18 protein-coding genes and 3 tRNA genes are annotated in these 18845 nt (G+C 61.4%); 11 read left to right on the plus strand and 10 right to left on the minus strand.

Annotation, left to right across the window (positions count from 1 at the left end; all coding sequences use genetic code 11):
* Positions 1-8: 8 nt before the first annotated feature.
* The 5 genes from H618_RS0116225 to sohB all read right to left on the minus strand — a co-directional run bounded on the left by H618_RS0116225 (position 9) and on the right by sohB (position 5771).
* A complete protein-coding gene (locus tag H618_RS0116225) occupies positions 9-2486 on the minus strand; it encodes a TonB-dependent siderophore receptor (protein ID WP_050577328.1) in 2478 nt (825 codons plus the stop codon).
* Between the two features lie 118 nt (positions 2487-2604).
* A complete protein-coding gene (locus H618_RS0116230; RefSeq protein ID WP_028696071.1) occupies positions 2605-3570 on the minus strand; it encodes a FecR domain-containing protein in 966 nt (321 codons plus the stop codon).
* Complete coding sequence (locus H618_RS0116235) at positions 3567-4070, minus strand: sigma-70 family RNA polymerase sigma factor (RefSeq protein ID WP_028696072.1); 504 nt, start codon at positions 4068-4070, stop codon at positions 3567-3569. Before H618_RS0116235 ends, H618_RS0116230 begins: the two co-directional genes overlap by 4 nt.
* Positions 4071-4525: 455 nt before the next feature.
* Positions 4526-4599, minus strand: a tRNA-Cys gene (locus H618_RS0116240).
* 152 nt (positions 4600-4751) lie between these two features.
* A complete protein-coding gene (gene sohB, locus H618_RS0116245) occupies positions 4752-5771 on the minus strand; it encodes a protease SohB (protein ID WP_028696073.1) in 1020 nt (339 codons plus the stop codon).
* A gap of 405 nt (positions 5772-6176) precedes the next feature.
* Here sohB and H618_RS0116250 point away from each other — a divergent pair, with 405 nt between their 5' ends.
* Complete coding sequence (locus tag H618_RS0116250; RefSeq protein WP_425414203.1) at positions 6177-7730, plus strand: methyl-accepting chemotaxis protein; 1554 nt, start codon at positions 6177-6179, stop codon at positions 7728-7730.
* A gap of 75 nt (positions 7731-7805) precedes the next feature.
* Here H618_RS0116250 and H618_RS0116255 read toward each other — a convergent pair whose 3' ends face one another.
* Complete coding sequence (locus tag H618_RS0116255; protein WP_028696075.1) at positions 7806-9218, minus strand: purine-cytosine permease family protein; 1413 nt, start codon at positions 9216-9218, stop codon at positions 7806-7808.
* Between the two features lie 316 nt (positions 9219-9534).
* Between H618_RS0116255 and H618_RS0116260 the strand changes: the two genes are divergently transcribed.
* The 10 genes from H618_RS0116260 (at position 9535) to H618_RS0116305 (ending at position 17098) form a co-directional block, all read left to right on the plus strand.
* On the plus strand, positions 9535-10020 hold the full coding sequence (locus H618_RS0116260) for a flavin reductase family protein (protein WP_028696076.1): 486 nt from the start codon (positions 9535-9537) through the stop codon (positions 10018-10020).
* A 98-nt stretch (positions 10021-10118) separates the two neighbouring features.
* A complete protein-coding gene (locus H618_RS0116265) occupies positions 10119-11162 on the plus strand; it encodes an LLM class flavin-dependent oxidoreductase (protein ID WP_028696077.1) in 1044 nt (347 codons plus the stop codon).
* 259 nt (positions 11163-11421) lie between these two features.
* The gene (locus tag H618_RS0116270; RefSeq protein ID WP_028696078.1) at positions 11422-12018 is read left to right on the plus strand and encodes an amino acid synthesis family protein; all 597 of its coding nucleotides are present in this window, start codon (positions 11422-11424) and stop codon (positions 12016-12018) included.
* Between the two features lie 57 nt (positions 12019-12075).
* On the plus strand, positions 12076-12909 hold the full coding sequence (locus tag H618_RS0116275; protein WP_028696079.1) for an alpha/beta fold hydrolase: 834 nt from the start codon (positions 12076-12078) through the stop codon (positions 12907-12909).
* A complete protein-coding gene (locus H618_RS0116280; RefSeq protein WP_028696080.1) occupies positions 12906-14387 on the plus strand; it encodes an aldehyde dehydrogenase in 1482 nt (493 codons plus the stop codon). Before H618_RS0116275 ends, H618_RS0116280 begins: the two co-directional genes overlap by 4 nt.
* Positions 14388-14402: 15 nt before the next feature.
* Positions 14403-14888 (plus strand): flavin reductase family protein, encoded by a 486-nt coding sequence (locus H618_RS21800; RefSeq protein WP_033727728.1) that lies wholly within the window; start codon positions 14403-14405, stop codon positions 14886-14888.
* A gap of 106 nt (positions 14889-14994) precedes the next feature.
* Positions 14995-15384 carry a carboxymuconolactone decarboxylase family protein gene (locus H618_RS0116290; RefSeq protein WP_028696081.1) on the plus strand — a complete coding sequence of 130 codons (390 nt, stop codon included), beginning with the start codon at positions 14995-14997 and terminating at the stop codon, positions 15382-15384.
* A gap of 88 nt (positions 15385-15472) precedes the next feature.
* Positions 15473-16225 carry a GntR family transcriptional regulator gene (locus H618_RS0116295; RefSeq protein ID WP_028696082.1) on the plus strand — a complete coding sequence of 251 codons (753 nt, stop codon included), beginning with the start codon at positions 15473-15475 and terminating at the stop codon, positions 16223-16225.
* Between the two features lie 2 nt (positions 16226-16227).
* Complete coding sequence (locus H618_RS0116300; RefSeq protein WP_028696083.1) at positions 16228-16788, plus strand: NUDIX hydrolase; 561 nt, start codon at positions 16228-16230, stop codon at positions 16786-16788.
* A 67-nt stretch (positions 16789-16855) separates the two neighbouring features.
* Positions 16856-17098 carry a DUF1654 domain-containing protein gene (locus H618_RS0116305; protein WP_028696084.1) on the plus strand — a complete coding sequence of 81 codons (243 nt, stop codon included), beginning with the start codon at positions 16856-16858 and terminating at the stop codon, positions 17096-17098.
* Between the two features lie 10 nt (positions 17099-17108).
* Here H618_RS0116305 and H618_RS0116310 read toward each other — a convergent pair whose 3' ends face one another.
* The 4 genes from H618_RS0116310 to H618_RS0116325 form a co-directional block, all read right to left on the minus strand.
* Complete coding sequence (locus H618_RS0116310) at positions 17109-17534, minus strand: GTP pyrophosphokinase (RefSeq protein WP_028696085.1); 426 nt, start codon at positions 17532-17534, stop codon at positions 17109-17111.
* A 114-nt stretch (positions 17535-17648) separates the two neighbouring features.
* The gene (locus H618_RS0116315; RefSeq protein ID WP_028696086.1) at positions 17649-18218 is read right to left on the minus strand and encodes an SPOR domain-containing protein; all 570 of its coding nucleotides are present in this window, start codon (positions 18216-18218) and stop codon (positions 17649-17651) included.
* A 237-nt stretch (positions 18219-18455) separates the two neighbouring features.
* Positions 18456-18532: transfer RNA gene (locus H618_RS0116320), tRNA-Val, on the minus strand.
* Positions 18533-18703: 171 nt separating this feature from the next.
* Positions 18704-18780: transfer RNA gene (locus H618_RS0116325), tRNA-Val, on the minus strand.
* Between the last annotated feature and the right edge of the window lie 65 nt (positions 18781-18845).

Genomic DNA, 18845 nt, shown 5'->3' on the forward strand with positions numbered 1-18845 from the left:
CGTTATTCTCAGAACGTTGCACGCAGGGTCAGCATGTAATTGCGTGGAGCCCCGTACCAGTTGCCGCCGTCGCTGGCGTCCACTGTCTGATAGTAGGTCTTGTCGAAAAGGTTATTGGCGTTGACCTGTGCGGTCCAGTGCTCGTCGATCTTGTATTCGACCATGCTATTCCACACGGCATAGCCGGCTTGCTCGAAGGAATACGCTTCGCCTTCGCTCAGGCTGCCATCACCAAGGCGTCGCTGGACGGTGCCGCTTTTGTAGGTATCGCTCTGGATGGTCGCGCCAAGGCCAACTTTCCAGCGTTCGAACTCACCCGGCAACTGATAGGTAGTAAAGAACTTGAACAAATGCTTGGGCGTCTGCGAACTCATCGGTTTGCCAGTGTTGCTTGGGTTACCGGCGGTGCGCTGCTTGTTGATGTTCAGCGTATAGCCAACGATGGCCTGCCAGCCAGGGGCCAGCTCACCGGAGATCTCGGTGTCGATACCTTTGCTCACCACTTCGCCGGTGGCCGCGTAGTAACCACCACCAACGCTAACCGCTTCGTTCTCGCGCTTGGTGTAGTAGAGGGCTGAGGAAATGTTGAGACCACCCTCGAACAGCTCGCCCTTGGTGCCGAACTCATAGGTCTGACCCTCGATCGGGTCCAGCGGATGGGCGTCGATCGACTTGTAGGCCGTCTGCGGGTTGAATATCTCGGCATAGCTGGTGTACAGCGACCACTGGTCCGTGACATCCAGCACCAGTGCGCCAAACGGTGTGACCTCGCCGCGGTTGCTTTCCTTGACCGGTGTATTCATGTTGAAGCGAGGCACGACGGTTCGTACGTAGTCGCGGTAGTCAGAGTAGCGGGCGCCAAGAGTCAGATGCAGTGGTTCGGCCAGTTGGGCCTTGAACGTCACGTAGGCGCCGCTTTTGCGCTGGTTCCAGTCGGGGCTGTAGTAGTAGATGTCCGGCCTGGCAGGCTTGGCAATGGCGCCTGCGTCATCATCGATGACATCGAAAGGCACCGTGGCATCGCTGTGATCGGAGTAGAAGCGCGTCACTTCGGAATAGTCAGCGCCGACCAGCAGTTCGTGGGTCAGGCCAAAGGCTTGGAAATTACCCGCGAGGTTCACATCGAACAGGTCCTGCTCGTTGGTGTAGCCGCGTATCAGACGGCCGAACACCGAGCCATCGGGCGAGCGCGGATTCTCGGGGTCAGCGGCCCAAGCCACTTCGCCAATGTCCTGGGTTGAGTCGAACTTGGTCTTGGTGTAGCTGCTGTTGACCCTCCAGTTTTCATCCAAAGCGTGTTCGAGCTTGGCGAAGTACTCGGTACGCTTGTAGTTGTTCGACGACCAATCCGCGGCGAACGATTTACTGCGCGACGTGCTGATGTCCCGTCCATCCTTGTAGCGCACCAGGCCGCGATCCCAGTAGCCGTCCATGTCACGCCACTCATAGCTGCCACCTACGGCCAGCAGCGTTTCGGGTGTCAGGTCGGCTTCAAGGGTGCCGAAGATGACGTGTCTTTCGCTGTCGGCACGATCATAGAAGTAGTCCTTGTCCTCGTAGGACATGGCCACGCGACCGCGTAGCGCGCCGTCGAAGCCCAATGGACCGGTGAGGTCCACTTCGGTGCGGTAGTTGTTCCAGCTGCCTGCAGATTGACTGACCTTGAACTGGTTATAAGGCAGTGCACGCTTGCGCACCAGGTTGATGCTGCCGCCCGGATCGCCAGTGCCGCCGTACAGACCGTCGGAACCACGCAACACTTCGACATGGTCATAAGCCGTCATGTCCGGCAGAGAGTCGTAGGTCTCGTTACGGAACAGTGGCGCGCCGCTGTCGGTCTGGATACTGCGAATGACGAAACCGCGCGAGTAGAATTCGTTTTTCGAATCGTTTCCGCCCACTACGGTGATGCCGGTGGTCTGGTCCAGCACTTGGGTCAGGCTGGTAAGATTCTGGTCTTCCATGCGCTGCTTGGTCATGACCGAGACCGACTGTGGCGTTTCTCGCACGGTCTTCGGAGTCTTGCCGCCGATGCTGGTGGTAGAGGTGGTGTAAGAGCCTGTGCCTTCGGTGGTGTTGTCGAGTCGAGCGCCCACCACATCTGTCGGGTCCAGTGCCACGGCGCCGTTGTCAGGTGTATCCGGGATAGGCACCAGGTGATATCCAGCATTGTGCTGCGCTACGGCATGCAGGCCGCTGCCGGCCAGCAGCTGTCGCAGCGCCTGCTCGTTGCTGAAGCGGCCTTGCAGCCCCGCCGTGTACTTGCCAGCCATGTCACCTTGGACGAACGTGATGTTCAAGCCAGTGGCACGGCTGAGCGCGCTCAGCGCGGTATCCAGGGATCCGGCTGGCACTGTCAGATCATGGCTCAGATCGGCCTGGCCGGCTGCAGCCGCCTGAGCCAGCGAGGGAATGGCACCGAGCCCGAGGCTGGCGCAAAGTGCGGCATGGCAAATGGCGATGCGAATGGGGGACAGTTGGGGCACGTGAAAGTCTCGCTGGCAATTGAGTTGTTCTGAGGGGTATGCCGGGCGAGAAAGGAAATCCCTTCACATCACACAAAATGATTTTCTGTAGATGTAAAAACCGTCTTTTCAGACAGCGTCAAACGCTGAAACGCATCCAATAGCGAGTCAGGGTCTGCAAGCGAAGATCGTGGGTCTGAGCGATGAAAGCCAGCGTTGCATCTATATCATCAAGGTTGAAATTACCGCTGATTATGCGTTGCGCTATGCGCGGGTCGCACCCCAGGTAGCCGTTACGGTAGCGGCCAAGCTCACCGACCAGAGTCCCCAGCGGCATCGAACGTGCGATCAACATTCCATCGCGCCAGGCTGGTTCCTGTGCTCTGGCGGCTAGGCGCTGCACGCCGTTGTGCAGAATTGCCCAGGTTTCGCCCGCTTGGGCAATCGACCCCTTGCCGCCAAGGGATATCAACTGAACGGCGCCCTCGTTCACCTCCAGCTTGCAGCTGTGCGGGTACTGCCGCACACCGAACCGGGTGCCGAGCGCTTCGAAGCTACCGAAAGGGTTGATGACTCGCAGGGGGCGGTGACGGGCGCTGGCGCCATCGGCGCTGCTGGTCAGGTAAAGCTCTCCCCGCAACAGCTCAATCACGCGCGCATCGGCGCTGAAATGCAGGCGTACCGCGGTGTCGGTGTTGAGCTCCAGCACGCTGCCGTCGCTCAGTGTCCAACGCCGACGCTCGCCAACGCGGGTACTGTAGTCGGCAAGCAGTCGCTGCCAAGGCGCGGCGTCGCGCGCGGTCCATACTGCCGTTGCGGATACGCCGCACAGTGCCAGCAAATTGAGCATCTGCCTGCGTCGAAGCCGAGTCTCCGGTAGTTTTTCAAGCGCCTGGCGCCCCATTGCGGCGGGCACGCCTTCGAAGCGACCGCTCAAGCCCTGCAAACGAGTCCAGGCAAGCCGGTGAGATTCGTCAATGCTCAGCCAGATCGCGAAAGCCTTGCATGTCTCCGGGTCGGGCCGATTGTAGGTCATCCGGATGGACCACTGGATGGCCTGTTCGAGCGTCTCATCGGGCAGACTGTGCAGCCCGGAAGTGGTCATGGTTGCGGCTCGTAGGCTAGCTGGTAGCAATGGCGCAGTGCCTTGGCCAGATCGCGCTCGATGGTCGACAGCGACACGCCCAGTCGTTCGGCGATACGCGGGCATGGCAGCCCATCGAGCTGGGCCATCAGGAAGATGGTGCGCATGCGTGCAGGGAGCGCATCAAGCATACGGTCGATGCTGATCAACGCCTCGATGGCCAAAGCACTGACCTCCGGTGAAGGCATCTGTGCCTCAGGCAGCCCTGCCACGGTTTCCAGCCATGCTTGTTCGATGTCGCGATGCCGCCAAAGATCGATTACCAGGCCGCGAGCGATGGTGCGCAGGTACGCACGTGGCTCGACCATGACGGGCGCTTGACGACGCTGCAAGATACGCAGGAACGTGTCATGAGCAAGATCTGCGGCATCCGTCGCGTTATTCAGGCGGGTGCGCAGCCAGCCTTGCAGCCAGCTGTGGTGCTCAACGTAGAGCTGCTCGATAGGGGGCGTGGCGGGCATGGCGAAGCTTCCATTTCGCTGTTTATGATAATAAGTCTCATTAGATCACAGTAACCTCGATGCTTTCGAGTACCTGCACCGCAAATGGCCAAAGCCAGCGGTATCGGACGGATGTATGCCTACACGCTGGACGATTTCAATCACACGCTATTTTGATCGCGTCGAGCCCACGGCCATGAACAGGACGCTTATGAAATCAAGCGACTAAGGGCTTGAACGAGCATTGGGAGCATATGGACTGGAGCATGCTGCGGAGCCGATGGAGTGAGGCACGGCGTCCGTCTGGGCATTCGAAGGAAGCGATCACCGGGGAGGTTTACCGTGGTGTCGGCGAGGTGGTCAGTCCCATAAAATAAGGTGGGCTGCGGAACACCTGTAGAAAGTTGCGGAACACTTCGCCTTTTCTACAGGCAAAGAAAAACCCCGCAGACCTGAATCTGCGGGGCTTTCGAATATGGAGGCCGAGGTCGGAATCGAACCGGCGTAGACGGATTTGCAATCCGGAGCATAACCACTTTGCTACTCGGCCTCAAAGTTCGGATCAAGCCATACCTGCTTGGCTATCTCCTTGAAAGCAAACGACTTTTTAAAGCTGCCTGCGTTTCAATGGTCGCCATTATGTCTGCATTCAAATCACCTTGCAAGCCCATGGTTGAAAAAATTTCCATGGCACTCAAGGTGTTAGCGAAGCCTGCCAAGTTTGCTCCACAGCGATACCAGGCCGCTCTCCAACGCGCCGCTGGCGCTCATGCCGATGCGCTGGGGCAGGCTCTTGTGTTCGGCGTAGTGCAGGTGGAACAGGTTGGCTTCGCGGGCGCAGGTGCTGAGGTATTCGTCGCTGGTACCGAGCTCATCGACCAGTTGCCGGTTCAGCGCTGCGACGCCCAGCCAGACTTCGCCGGTGGCGACTTCGTCGATATGCAACTGGGGGCGGTAGCGGCCGACGAAGTCTTTGAACAGTTGATGCGTGACATCAAGGTCTTCCTGAAACTTTTCCCGGCCCTTTTCGGTGTTCTCGCCCAATACCGTGAGGGTACGCTTGTATTCACCGGCAGTGAGCACTTCGACATCGATGTCGTGTTTCTTCAACAGGCGATGGACGTTGGGCAACTGCGCCACCACACCAATCGAGCCGATCACGGCGAACGGGGCACTGACGATCTTCTCGCCGATGCAGGCCATCATGTAGCCGCCGCTGGCGGCGACCTTGTCGATGCACACCGTCAGTGGAATACCGGCCTGGCGAATGCGAGCCAGTTGCGAGGAGGCCAGGCCATAGCTGTGCACCAGCCCACCGCCGCTTTCCAGGCGCAGAACCACTTCATCCTGCGGCGTGGCGAGGGTCAGCAGCGCGGTGATTTCGTGGCGCAAGTTGTCGGTGGCCGAGGCCTTGATATCGCCGTCGAAATCCAGCACGAACACCCGGCGCTTGTCCGCAGGCTTGGCCTTTTTCGACTTCTTGTCTGCCTTTGCCTGTTGCTTGCGCAGCAGCTTGAGCTGCGCCTTTTCCAGAAGGCCCGACTCCAGCCGCTCGCGCAGCTCTTTATAGAAGTCATTCAGGCGGGTGACCTGCAATTGCCCGCCAGCCTTGCGTCGCCCTTTGCCACGCAAGCCGGCGAAGGCCGACAACACGACCAGGACGGCAATGACCAAGGTGGCGGTTTTGGCGAGAAAGCTCGCGTACTCGGCAAGAAACTCCACAGTGCCCTCTACATTCGAAAATAAAGAGCCATCGTACCTAAGGGATCGTTCATTGGGTACGGCTTCGTCGACCCGCACCTTGGCGCCCGGGCACAAGACGGTCGCGACATGAATAACCTTGACGATACGGTCAACAAACGACGCAATAATCCATACGTGTGGTTACATTGAATGGCTGGTCAATAATGATGGCAATGTGTAATCATTTTGCCGGAGTTTTCCAGAGGTGAGGATCACCTCGCACCCCACGCAGCGCTGCTGGAGCCAGATACCAGGGGTGGCGTGTCCACTCCAGGCTTTGGCGAGCTGCAGGCCAACGTTCAGGAGCAACCCATGCAGTTTCGCAACATGAAGATCGGTAGACGGGCCGCCAGCGTATTCGCATTACTTGGGGCGCTGGTGCTGATGATGGGGCTTGTGGCGCTCTATGAAACCCAGCAGATGGACAAAGCCACCGACGAAATTCGCCTGACCTGGACCCCCGCGGTGCTGGCGCTCAGCGGTGTCGGTACCGACATCGGCCGCGTACGCGCGCTGACCTTGCGCGCCATGCTCGATGATGATGCCGGTGAACGCAGCCGCAACCTGGCCGAGACCGAGCGGGTCAACACTGCACTGCTGGGGCAAATTCAGCGCTACGCTGAAACCCTTGACGAAGCGGACGAAAAAGCCCTGTTCACCGCCTTCCAAAGCGCCTGGCAGCGCTACAGCGAGCTGCAGACGCAAGTGCTGCCGTTGATTGCCAGCGCTCAGGATACCCAGGCCAAGGCGCTGATTACCGGCCCACTGGCAGCGGACGCCGATGCCATGATGAGCGCCTTGCAGGCACTGATCGCTTTCAACGGCAAGGGCGCCCAGGATGCCTCGCAATACTCGAGCGATGTGGCCGACGAGGCCTTCACCGCGCTGATCGCGGCGCTGGTGCTGATCATGCTGGCTCTGGCCGCCATCGCTACCCTGCTCACCCGCAGCATCGTCGTGCCCCTGGCCGATGCCGTTGCGGTGGCCGAGCGCGTCGCCACCGGCGACCTCACCCAAGACATCCAGGTGCATGGTCGCGACGAGCCGGCGTTGCTGCTGCGCGCCTTGAGCGGCATGCAACACAACCTGCGCGAGACTTTGCGGCAGATCGCCGCGTCCTCCGATCAGTTGGCCTCGGCCTCCGAAGAACTGCACACCGTCACCGAAGACACCAGCCGCGGCCTGCATCAACAAAGCGCGGAAATCGACCAGGCCGCTACGGCGGTCAATCAGATGACCGCAGCGGTCGAGGAAGTGGCGAGCAATGCGGTCAGCACCGCCGATGCCTCCAAGGGTGCCGACCAGAACACCCGCGACGGCCGCGACCAGGTCAATCAGGCGCTGGCCTCGATCGAGCATCTGGTCAGTGACGTGGCCGGTACCGCACGAGAAATCGAGCAACTGGCCGGGCACGCCAACGAGATCAGCCGGGTGCTCGATGTAATTGGCGCGATTGCCGGGCAGACCAACCTGCTGGCATTGAACGCCGCCATCGAGGCCGCCCGCGCCGGTGAAGCCGGGCGCGGTTTCGCCGTGGTGGCGGACGAAGTGCGGGCCCTGGCCCATCGTACCCAGCAGTCGACCGAAGAAATCGAAGCGATGATCGCCGGCATCCAGACCGGCACCGGGCGCGCGGTCAGCGCCATGCAAAGCAGCCAGGGCCGCGCCAACGGCACCCTGGAGGTGGCCCAGGGTGCTGGGCAGGCGCTGGAAGTGATCGCCGAGGCCATTACCTCGATCAACCAGCGCAACCTGGTGATTGCCAGCGCCTCCGAAGAGCAGGCGCAGGTGGCACGCGAAGTCGACCGCAACCTGGTGAACATCCGTGACCTGGCGATGCAGACCTCTGCCGGCGCCAACCAGACCAGCGCCGCCGCCCAGGACCTCTCGCGCCTTGCGCTCGACCTCAACGGCCTGGTCGCCAAGTTCAAGGTCTGACCCCAGGCACGCAACGACCACAATGAAAAAGGGCCGCATAGTGCGGCCCTTCTTGTTTCACTGGTGCTGCGCCGATCAGTTGCCGACGGTGACTGGCTTGGGCGCCTTGGCTGCCTTGGCTGCCTTGGCGCGGGTGGCCAGGCAGTAGTAGAGCGGCGCGGTCACCAGCAGGCCGAACAGCCAGGACAGGTCTGCACCCTCGATCAGGTTCGAATACGGACCGACATACAGCGCAGTGTTGGCGAACGGCAGCTGCACCAGGATGCCGCAGGCGTAAGCGATGATCGCGTGGTGGTTGAAGCGGCCGTAGATACCGCCGTCGGCGCTGAAGATCGAGGCGATGTCGTACTGGCCTTTCTTGATCAAATAGAAGTCGATCAGGTTGATCGCCGCCCAGGGCACCAGCACCACCAGCAATGCCAGGATCAGGCCGATGAACTGGCTGATGAAGTTGGCCGAGGCATTCAGCGCGACCGCACCACAGGCCAGCAGGATCACCGCCGCCAGCACCACGCGCACCTTCACGCTGGGGGTCCAGGTGGCGAAGAAAGTCTGGATCGCGGTGACTATCGACAGCACGGCGCCATACAGGTTGAGGGCGTTGTGACTGATGATGTTGAGCAGGAACAGCACCATCAGGATCGGGCCCAGCCAGCCGGTGGCCTGCTTCACTGCATCCATGGCCTCGACCCCTTCCGGCACGCTCAGCACCGCGATGGCACCGAAGCTGAAGCACAGGATGGTGCCCAGGGTGGCGCCAAAATAAGTGGCCCAGAACGGTTTGGCGATGCCGATTTCACGCGGCAGGTAGCGCGAATAGTCCGAGGTATAGGGCGAGAAGCTGATCTGCCAGATGGTGCCCAGCGACACCGTGGCGATGAAGCCCGACAGGTTGAAGGCGCCACGGCTGAAGAAGTCGGCCGGCAGCTCCTGGGTGAACATCATGATGAAGCCTGCCAGCAGCGCCGAACCCATGACCCAGGTCCCGATGCGGTTGAGGCTATGGATGAAGCGGTAGCCGATCACGCCGATGGCCGTGGCGCTGAGGGCGCCCACCACGATCGCAGTAGGCATCGGCACGCTGGGCGCGATGCCATGGATCGACTTGCCCGCCAGCACGATGTTGGAAATGAAGAAGCCGACATAGATGAGCGCGGTGAAGAACACGATCAGCAAGGCGCCGTAGCGACCGAACTGGCCGCGGCTCTGCACCATCTGCGGAATGCCCAGCTGTGGCCCCTGGGCCGACGCCAGGGCGAGTACCACACCGCCCAGCAGATGACCCAGGGCGATAGCGATCAGGCCCCAGAGCAGATTCAGATGGAACACCTGAACCACCATGGCTCCGGTGACGATGGGCAGCGGTGCGATGTTGGTACTGAACCAGAGGGTGAACAGGTCGCGCGCCTTCCCGTGGCGCTCGGCAGGTGGAACGTAATCGACCGTGTGATTCTCGACAAACTGCTTTTGCGAAGACGGCTGGGACATAGGATTTGAGCTCGGAGATCATTTTTATCGTTGTAGGAAACCGCATCGGGGCGGCCTCTCTGCTGAAGACCATATTATGGTATTCCAAGCTTTTGACAACACTGATCCGCATCTGAAATGCGCCTCTGATCCGCTTGCCGCATGTGCTGAATGGGCTGAAGAAACGCTTCAGCACCCCGTATTCATTGGGTTTTTACCACTCATCATGTGGAACTTGGCAAAGAAATTTCCGCTTGCAAATTAGGTATTACGGTATACCATCAGACACATCAACGATAAAAAGCGGCCTACCGCTCTCCCCTGCGAGGACCCCGTCATGATCGACGCAACTGTCTATAAGCACGTCCTGGGCTCTTTCCCCTCCGGCGTCACGGTCATCACCACTCTGGATGACGACGGCGCAATCGTCGGCCTGACCGCCAGTGCCTTTTCCTCCCTGTCGATGGACCCGCCGCTGGTGCTGTTCTGCCCCAACTACAGCTCCGAATCCTATCCTGTCCTGATTCAGAAGAAGCGCTTCGCCATTCACCTCCTGTCAGGTGAACAGCAGGCCGAGGCCTATGCCTTCGCCCGCAAAGGCAAAGACAAGGCAGCCGGTATCCAATGGAGCCTGAGCGAGCTGGGCAATCCGATTCTGGCTGGCGCCACGGCAGTCATCGAATGCGAGTTGTGGCGCGAATACGAAGGCGGTGATCACGCCATCATGGTCGGCAAGGTGCAGAACCTGATCGTCCCTGAGCAGGCCCCGCAGCCGCTGGTGTACTGCCACGGCAAAATGGCCAGCCTGCCCGCCCTGGCCTGAATCTCCTTTATTAGTGCGACGGTCGCCGACGGCGTCCGTCCTTCGATCTGCCGCTGGCCCAGCCAGGCGACACCTTTCACGCGTCGAGGAAATGCCCCATGAAATTTTCGCTGTTCGTGCACATGGAACGTTGGGATGACCAGGTCAGCCACCGCCAGTTGTTCGAAGACCTCACCGAACTGACCCTGATGGCCGAAGCAGGCGGGTTCAGCACGGTATGGATCGGCGAGCACCACGCTATGGAATACACCATTTCGCCAAGCCCCATGCCGCTGCTGGCCTACCTGGCCGCGCGCACCGAGACCATCCACCTGGGTGCCGGCACCATCATTGCGCCGTTCTGGAACCCGATCCGGGTTGCCGGTGAATGCGCCCTGCTCGACGTCATTAGCAACGGTCGCATGGAAGTGGGCCTGGCCCGTGGCGCCTACCAGTTCGAGTTCGACCGCATGGCCAACGGCATGCCGGCCACCGACGGTGGCAAGGCCCTGCGGGAAATGGTGCCAGTGGTACGCAAGCTGTGGGAAGGCGACTACGCCTTCGAAGGCGAGGTGTACAAATTCCCCACCTCCACCAGCGTACCCAAGCCCGTGCAAGCCGGCATGCCGCCGATGTGGATCGCCGCCCGCGACCCTGACTCGCACAATTTCGCGGTGAAGAACGGCTGCAACGTGATGGTCACGCCGCTGATGAAGGGCGATGAAGAAGTGCTCGACCTGAAGAACAAGTTCCAGGCCGCACTGGACAACAACCCCGAGGTGCCGCGCCCGCAATTGATGGTGCTGCGTCACACCCACGTGCACAGCGCCGATGAGCCCGATGGCTGGAAGATCGGTGCCCAGGCGATCTCGCGCTTCTACCGCACCTTCGATGCCTGGTTCGGCAACAAGACCACCCCGGTCAACGGCTTCCTTGAGCCGAGCCCGGAATCGAAGTTCGCCGAAGTGCCGGCCTTCGACCTGAACAACATCCGCAAGAACACCATGATCGGCACCCCCGAAGAGGTCATCGCGCGGATCAAGTACTACCAAGAACTGGGCGTCGATGAGTTCAGCTTCTGGTGCGACAACAGCTTGCCCCACGCCGAGAAGAAAAAATCCCTTGAGCTGTTCATCAAGGAAGTGGTGCCGGCGTTCGCCTGAATTCCCATTACCTGAATGATTGCGGGATCGGCCCGCTTGCAAAGGCCCGCACGGGCCCTGTAAGCGGGCTTTTTTTTGCGTCGCAGGGCAGCGGTTTGCAGGCTCGATGATGGTCATTCAGCACAGTCGACCGGCAATTGTGAGGATCAGCAAACCCTTCGTCCCCCACTGCGGGGATTTTTGCAGGCAGGCCTTGCAGAACAAATATTATGGTATACCATCAGACAACAAGACCCCATAACCTCCCCAGGAGCCGCTCATGAGTTTCGAAATCCGCAAGATCGTCACCTACTCCGAAGAAACCCGCATCGAAGGTTTCAAAGCCACTGACAAGCCTGTAACCATGGTCGGTCTGGCCGTGGTGATCAAGAACCCATGGGCGGGCCGCGGCTTCGTTGATGATCTGAAGCCGGAAATCCGCGCCAACTGCTCCGAGCTGGGCGAGCTGATGGTCGAGCGTCTGGTGGCTGCCATCGGCGGCGCCGACAAGATCGAAGCCTACGGCAAAGCCGCTGTGGTCGGCGCCGATGGCGAGATCGAGCACGCCTCGGCGGTGATCCACACCCTGCGCTTCGGCAACCACTACCGCGAAGCGGTACAGGCCAAGAGCTACCTGAGCTTCACCAACAAGCGTGGTGGCCCAGGCACGTCGATCCAGATCCCGATGATGCAGAAAGACGACGAAGGCCTGCGCTCGCACTACATCACTCTGGAAATGCAGATCGAAGACGCGCCGCGTGCCGACGAGATCGTCGTGGTCCTGGGCGCTGCCGACGGTGGCCGCCTGCACCCGCGCATCGGCAACCGTTACATCGACCTGGAAGAACTGGCTGCCGAGAAAGCCAACGCTCAATAACAACAACCAGATGGGAAGGAGCGCCGTGCGCGCTCCATCCCGCAAGGAGCGTCATCCATGATTCAGCCTGTCGCTGAACGTACTCCGGCCGGGACCAGCTATTTCAGCCAAGGCCAGGGGCAACCTGTGGTGCTGATCCACGGCGTGGGTCTGAACAAGGAAATGTGGGGTGGCCAGGTGGTCGGTCTTGCGGCCGATTACCGGGTCATCTGCTACGACATGCTCGGCCATGGCCAGAGCCGCGTGCCGGCCGCCGACACACCCCTGCAAGGCTACGCTGACCAGCTCGCCGAATTGCTCGACCACCTGCAGATCCCGCAGGCCACGGTCATCGGCTTCTCCATGGGCGGCCTGGTTGCCCGCGCCTTCGCCCTCGCCTACGCGCAGCGCGTCTCGGCGCTGGTCGTGCTCAACAGCGTGTTCAACCGCTCGCCCGAGCAGAGCGCCGGGGTCATCGCCCGCGCCGCCCAGGCAGCCGAACTGGGCCCCGACGCCAACGTCGACGCGGCCCTCGAACGCTGGTTCAGCCGCGAGTACAAGGCCGCCAACCCGGCGCAGGTCGCGGCCATCCGCCAGGTGCTGGCCAACAACGACCCGCAGGGCTATCACACCACCTATTCGCTGTTCGCCACCCAGGACATGTACCGCGCCGATGACCTCGGCCGCATCCAGGTGCCGACCTTGATCGCCACCGGCGAGCTCGACGCCGGTTCGACCCCGGCCATGGCCCGCCAGTTGGCCGCGCGCATCCCCAATGCGCAATGCGCAGTGCTTGCCGAACAACGCCACATGATGCCCGTGGAAGCGCCGCGTGAAGTCAACAAGATGCTGCTGGACTTCCTCCGGCAAGCCCGTACTCTCACCGAATCCGCCAAGGGAATAGTTGCATGACCCTCGTACGTTTCCAGATGTGCATCGACGGCCAATGGGTCGACGCCCAGAATGGCAAGACCTTCGACAGTCTCAATCCGGCCACCGCGCAAGCCTGGTCGCAACTGCCCGACGCCGATGAAGCGGACGTCGAGCTGGCCGTGCAGGCGGCCCAGCGCGCCTTCGACAGCAGCGCCTGGCGCGGCCTCACCGCCACCGCCCGCGGCAAGCTGCTGCGGCGTCTTGGCGAGCTGATCGCTGAAAACAAAGAGCACCTCGCGCAGCTCGAAAGCCGTGACAACGGCAAGCTGATTCGCGAAACCCGCGGCCAGGTCGGTTACCTGCCCGAGTTCTTCCATTACACCGCAGGCCTTGCCGACAAGCTCGAGGGCGGCACGCTGCCGCTGGATAAACCCGACCTGTTCGCCTACACCGTGCACGAGCCGATCGGTGTGGTGGCTGGCATCATTCCGTGGAACAGCCCGCTGTACCTCACGGCGATCAAACTGGCCCCGGCCCTGGCGGCCGGCAACACGATCGTGCTCAAGCCCTCCGAACACGCCTCGGCGACCATTCTTGAACTGGCCCGCCTGGCCCTGGAAGCCGGCTTCCCGGCCGGTGTGGTCAATGTCGTGACCGGCTACGGCCCAAGCGCCGGCGCCGCCCTCACCCGCCACCCGCTGGTACGCAAGATCGCCTTCACCGGCGGCGCCGCGACCGCGCGCCATGTGGTGCGCAGCAGCGCCGAGAACTTCGCCAAGCTGTCGCTGGAACTAGGTGGCAAGTCGCCCAACATCATCTTCGCCGACGCCGACCTGGACAGCGCCATCAACGGTGCGGTTGCCGGCATCTATGCCGCCTCCGGGCAAAGCTGCGTGGCCGGCTCACGGCTGCTGGTGCAGGATGAAATCTTCGATGAGTTCGTCAGCCGCCTGATCGAGCGCGCCAAGCGTATTCGCATCGGCAACCCGGCCGACGACGCCAGCGAAATGGGCCCGATGGCCACCGCCCAGCAACTGGCGGTGGTCGAAGGTCTGGTCGCTGCGGCCAAGGCCGAAGGCGCCAAGCTGCACTTGGGCGGCAAGCGTGCCCAGGTCGAGGGTGACGGCTGGTTCTACGAGCCGACCTTGTTCGAATGCGACAGCAACTCGATGACCATCATGCAGGAAGAGGTGTTCGGCCCGGTCGCTGCGGTGATCCGCTTCAAGACCGAGCAAGAAGCGCTGGAGATGGCCAACGACTCGCAGTTCGGCCTGGCCGCCGGCATCTGGACCCGCGACCTGGGCCGCGCCCACCGCTTGGCGCGCGACGTGCGTTCGGGGATCATCTGGGTCAATACCTATCGCGCCGTCTCGGCCATGGCGCCGATCGGTGGTTTCAAGAACAGCGGCTACGGCCGCGAGAGCGGCATCGATTCGGTGCTTGCCTATACCGAGCTGAAGACCGTGTGGATCAACCTGTCCACCGCGCCGATGCCCGATCCATTCGTGATGCGCTGAAGAGGTAACGCCAAGATGATCGAACCTGGCATCTATAAAGAAGTGATGGGCTCGTTCCCGTCAGGTGTCACGGTGGTGACTACCCTGGACGCCGACGGCGCCCTCGTCGGCATCACCGCCAGCGCTTTCAGCGCGCTGTCGATCGACCCGGCACTGGTGTTGTTCTGCCCCAACTATGCATCGGACACCTATCCGATCCTGCGTGACAGCAAGCGCTTCGCCATTCACCTGCTGTCGGCTGGGCAGACCGCCGAGGCCTACGCCTTCGCTGGCAAAGGCAAAGACAAGGCGCAAGGCATCGAGTGGCAACTGAGCGAGCTGGGCAACCCGCTGCTGAGCAATGCCACCGCGATCATCGAGTGCGAACTGTGGCGCGAGTACGACGGCGGCGACCACGCCATCATCGTCGGCGCCGTGAAAAACCTGGTGCTGCCGGCAGAGCCTGTGACACCGATGGTCTATCATCGCGGCAAGCTTGGCGCCCTTCCAGCGCTGGGCTGATCCGCCCTCTGCAGACCTGGCCTGCGCCAGGTCTGGCAGAGCCTTTTTTGGGGGCCGCGCCCACTCACCCTCGGTTGTGGCCCCCGTTTTCATTCGGAGCATGCAGATGAGCAACGAGAAGTACGAAAAAGGCCTGGCGATCCGCACGCAAGTGCTGGGCGAGGCTTACGTCAATCGCTCGATCGAGAACGCCGACGATTTCAACAAGCCGTTGCAGGATCTGGTCACCGAGTACTGCTGGGGCCATGTCTGGGGCCGTGACGGCTTGTCGCTCAAAGAGCGCAGCATGATAAACTTGGCCATGATTTCCGCCCTCAACCGGCCGCACGAACTCAAGTTGCACATCCGCGGCGCACTGCGCAACGGCCTGAGCCGTGAACAGATTCGCGAGATCCTTCTGCAGGTCGGCATCTATTGCGGCGTACCCGCGGCGGTGGACAGTTTCCGCCTGGCCCGCGAAGCGTTCGCCGAGGCCGACGCAGAGTCAACCCGATAACAACGGGCTGTTCGAACCACTGCAGGAAGCGCCTCGGTTCGCGGTGCTTCCCTGATATGGGCGCACAGCCTCTATTAGAGCGCACCCGATGAAACGCCAGCCCCTCGACGACAGCTTCAAGGTCAACCGCAACCCCGTTACCCTGCGCGAAATCGTGCTCGACAAGCTGCGCAGCGCGATCATGAATTTCCACCTGCTGCCAGGCGACCGCCTGGTCGAGCGCGACCTGTGCGATCGTCTCGGGGTCAGCCGCACCTCGGTGCGCGAGGCGCTGCGTCACCTGGAGTCCGAGGGGCTGGTGGAATTCGCCGACGCCAAGGGGCCGAGGGTCGCCATCATCACCCTGGAAGATGCCCGCGACATCTATGAACTGCGTTGCGTGCTCGAAGGCCTGATCGTCCAGCTGTTCACCCTCAATGCCAAGAGCAAGGACATCCGCGCCTTGGAACGGGCGCTGGAAGAAAACCGCGAGTCGCTCGAGCAGGGCGAACTGCAGCAGGTGCTCGAATCGGTGCAAGGCTTCTATGACGTGCTGCTCGAAGGCTCGGGCAACCGCGTCGCCGCCCAGCAACTGCGCCAATTGCAGGCACGCATCAGCTACCTGCGGGCCACCTCGGTATCGCAGCACAATCGTCGTGGCGCCAGTAACCGGGAAATGGAAAAAATGGTCGAAGCGATCAAGAGCGGCGACCCGCACGCCGCGCACCAGGCCTCGGTAGACCACGTTCGCGCCGCCGCCGCCGTTGCCCTCGAGTACCTGCGCCAGAAGCAGGAAGACGACACCCCGGTGCGCCCGATCGCCGAGCCATTGACCCAGAAAGACCCGCGCATAGGTCGCTGATCATGGCCATCGCCCCGCGCTACTGCCCGCAGTGCACCCAGGCACTCGTTCGGGGCATCCCCAGCGGCGACACCCATGAACGCCTGTTCTGCGCGTGTGGCTACATTCACTATGTGAACCCCAAGATCATCGCCGGATGCATCATCGAGCGCGAAGGCCGCTACCTGCTGTGCCAGCGCGCCATTCCACCCAAGCCCGGTACCTGGACCTTGCCCGCAGGCTTCATGGAGGCCGGGGAAACCACCGAAGACGCCGCCCTGCGCGAGGTCTGGGAAGAAACCGGAGTACGCGCCGACATCGTCTCGCCCTACTCGATCTTCAGCGTGCCGAAGATCAGTGAGGTGTACATCATCTTCCGCGCCCTGGCTGTGGAAGAAACCGGCGAGCACGGTCCGGAGACCCTCGCCTATCGCTTCTTCGACCCGGACGAGATCCCCTGGGACGAAATCTATTACCCCGCGATCCGGCAGATCCTCGAACGCTACATCCTCGAGCGCAAGGCCGGGGTGTACGGCATGTACATGGGCAACGACGACACCGGCAAAGTGCACTTCATGCGCTGAGCCGCAGTTGCGCAAAGGCTGGCGTTGAAATACTGTACGCACATACAGCCACCCAGGAAGCCGATCCATGGCCAGCACCGCCGCCACGACCCCAAGCAGCTACGCGCAGTTGGGCGTCCGCATCCAGAAAATCATCAACGGTACCGCCGCGCAGCGCAGCAAAACGGCGCTGATCTTCCGCCTTGAGCACGAAACCGTGGATGACTGGGAAACGCTGCTTGAAGAGATCGCCGAAAACGACAACGTCACCCTCGCCCACCGCGACGATGGCGGCGTGCAGATTTTCTGGACGGTGCCGAAGGAGGATTGATGGGCGCTGCTCAGGCCAACGCTTGCAGGTAGGCGCTGGCCTGGCGATAACGACTGAGGCGTTGCAAGTCGGCGGGGCCAGGTGTGGGGATGCGCGTCATGTCGCTGTTGTCGGCCAGATCGGCCAGCTTCACCGCGCGCGCCAGCGGATCGCTGCCCAGGCGCTGGACGAACGATTCATAGGGCTCATCGCCGCGCCGGCTCAGCGCCAGCAGGGCCGCCAGAATCTTCAGGTTGAAGCCTTCTCGCGCCAGGTCCGAAACCGTCAACGCAGTGTCTTCGAGCACATCGTGCAACACGGCAACGATGCGTTCCTCCTGGGTGTGCATGCGCCGCATCACCCGCAGCGGATGCAGAATGTACGGCGAGCCACCTTTGTCGAACTGCCCGTCATGGGCGATGGCGGCGATGACAATGGCCTTTTCCAACGTAGACATGAGGCCTCCCCGCTTCAGCGTCTGCCGGCACAAGCTTAGTCGTGAACGCGCCCGAGTGACAGGCGCGACAGGCTTGAACGCGGGCTTCCTAGCCTATTGGAGTAGCACAGGCGCTCAGCGTTCCACTCCGTGCTGAATGACCACCGAGTCAGTGCCCAGGCGCGCCATTACATCTGCCTTGCGCGCATCGGCTTCGGCTTTGCTTGGGAACGGCCCCATCAGCACCACCGGCTTGCCGGAGCGGTACTCGACCCAGGAAGGAATCCCTTTCTCAATGAGGCGGGCGGTCATGTCGCTCAGCGCGCCCATGTTGGCCCCCTGGATCACTTCCACATCCCAGCCATCGGGAGCGGGCTGGTCGGCCACGGCATCGGCGCGGCGCTGCAGATCGGCACCGCCGCACAGTTCACGGATCGGCAGGTTGTTGCCGGTGTCGTCCACCAGAATCTGGTACTGGCCATCACGCTTGACGGCGACGTAGCTGCGATAGGCTTCGAATTGGCCGTTGTCGTCCTTGCCGCGGACCTGGCCGCACACCATGCCTTGGGTGTCGATTCGCACGTTGGCGAATTTGGCGGTCTTGGGGTTGTGCAGGTGCTCGGCAACTTGCTTGTGGATGCCTTCGACCTCGTTCTCACAGCCAGCCAAGGCCAGCACTGCCATTACCACTGCCAGTTTGCGCACGCGTGTACCTCCTGTTTCGAAGGGGCGGATTCTAGCACGCCCCACTGTTCGAGCCGGGGCGCCGAGTCCAACCTGCCTGGCTGTGAGCGAGCGCGTAAACGGCTTAGCCAGCGCAGCGCGACACAACGCCGCAGGGTGTTGCACGCCGTCCACCTTACGATCCTGGCCAAAGGCGCAAACGAAAAAGGGCGACCCTTGCGGATCGCCCTTTCACTGCCTGGAAACCAGGACTTTATTTGGTAGGCACAATTGGACTCGAACCAACGACCCCCACCATGTCAAGGTGGTGCTCTAACCAACTGAGCTATGTGCCTGTCGTGTGGGGCGCATATTAGAGAGCTAACAGTTCCCTGTAAAGCGCTTTTTCTTCAAAGTAATCAAAAATTTGCGTAAGCCGCAGGCAAAGCACGCCGATGCGAAAAACCACTGACGGGAAACCCGAATGCAAAAAAGGCGATCCTTTCGGATCGCCTTTCTAGCGTGTTTGGTAGGCACAATTGGACTCGAACCAACGACCCCCACCATGTCAAGGTGGTGCTCTAACCAACTGAGCTATGTGCCTGTCGTGTGGGGCGCATTCTACGCAGAAAAAAACCCCTGTCAACACTTATTTAAAGGGTAAGCCAC

The sequence above is a fragment of the Pseudomonas cremoricolorata DSM 17059 = NBRC 16634 genome (genome assembly GCF_000425745.1).
Classification (GTDB): Bacteria; Pseudomonadota; Gammaproteobacteria; order Pseudomonadales; family Pseudomonadaceae; genus Aquipseudomonas; species Aquipseudomonas cremoricolorata.

Bases quoted from the DNA above. Each gene is read 5' to 3' on its own strand.
- H618_RS0116235 (WP_028696072.1), bottom strand. From the start codon at position 4,070: ATGCCCGCCACGCCCCCTATCGAGCAGCTCTACGTTGAGCACCACAGC.
- H618_RS0116260 (WP_028696076.1), top strand. From the start codon at position 9,535: ATGATCGACGCAACTGTCTATAAGCACGTCCTGGGCTCTTTCCCCTCC.
- H618_RS0116295 (WP_028696082.1), top strand. From the start codon at position 15,473: ATGAAACGCCAGCCCCTCGACGACAGCTTCAAGGTCAACCGCAACCCC.
- H618_RS21800 (WP_033727728.1), top strand. From the start codon at position 14,403: ATGATCGAACCTGGCATCTATAAAGAAGTGATGGGCTCGTTCCCGTCA.
- H618_RS0116230 (WP_028696071.1), bottom strand. From the start codon at position 3,570: ATGACCACTTCCGGGCTGCACAGTCTGCCCGATGAGACGCTCGAACAG.
- H618_RS0116250 (WP_425414203.1), top strand. From the start codon at position 6,177: ATGATGGGGCTTGTGGCGCTCTATGAAACCCAGCAGATGGACAAAGCC.
- H618_RS0116305 (WP_028696084.1), top strand. From the start codon at position 16,856: ATGGCCAGCACCGCCGCCACGACCCCAAGCAGCTACGCGCAGTTGGGC.
- H618_RS0116310 (WP_028696085.1), bottom strand. From the start codon at position 17,534: ATGTCTACGTTGGAAAAGGCCATTGTCATCGCCGCCATCGCCCATGAC.
- H618_RS0116265 (WP_028696077.1), top strand. From the start codon at position 10,119: ATGAAATTTTCGCTGTTCGTGCACATGGAACGTTGGGATGACCAGGTC.
- H618_RS0116290 (WP_028696081.1), top strand. From the start codon at position 14,995: ATGAGCAACGAGAAGTACGAAAAAGGCCTGGCGATCCGCACGCAAGTG.
- H618_RS0116255 (WP_028696075.1), bottom strand. From the start codon at position 9,218: ATGTCCCAGCCGTCTTCGCAAAAGCAGTTTGTCGAGAATCACACGGTC.
- H618_RS0116300 (WP_028696083.1), top strand. From the start codon at position 16,228: ATGGCCATCGCCCCGCGCTACTGCCCGCAGTGCACCCAGGCACTCGTT.
- H618_RS0116275 (WP_028696079.1), top strand. From the start codon at position 12,076: ATGATTCAGCCTGTCGCTGAACGTACTCCGGCCGGGACCAGCTATTTC.
- H618_RS0116270 (WP_028696078.1), top strand. From the start codon at position 11,422: ATGAGTTTCGAAATCCGCAAGATCGTCACCTACTCCGAAGAAACCCGC.
- H618_RS0116280 (WP_028696080.1), top strand. From the start codon at position 12,906: ATGACCCTCGTACGTTTCCAGATGTGCATCGACGGCCAATGGGTCGAC.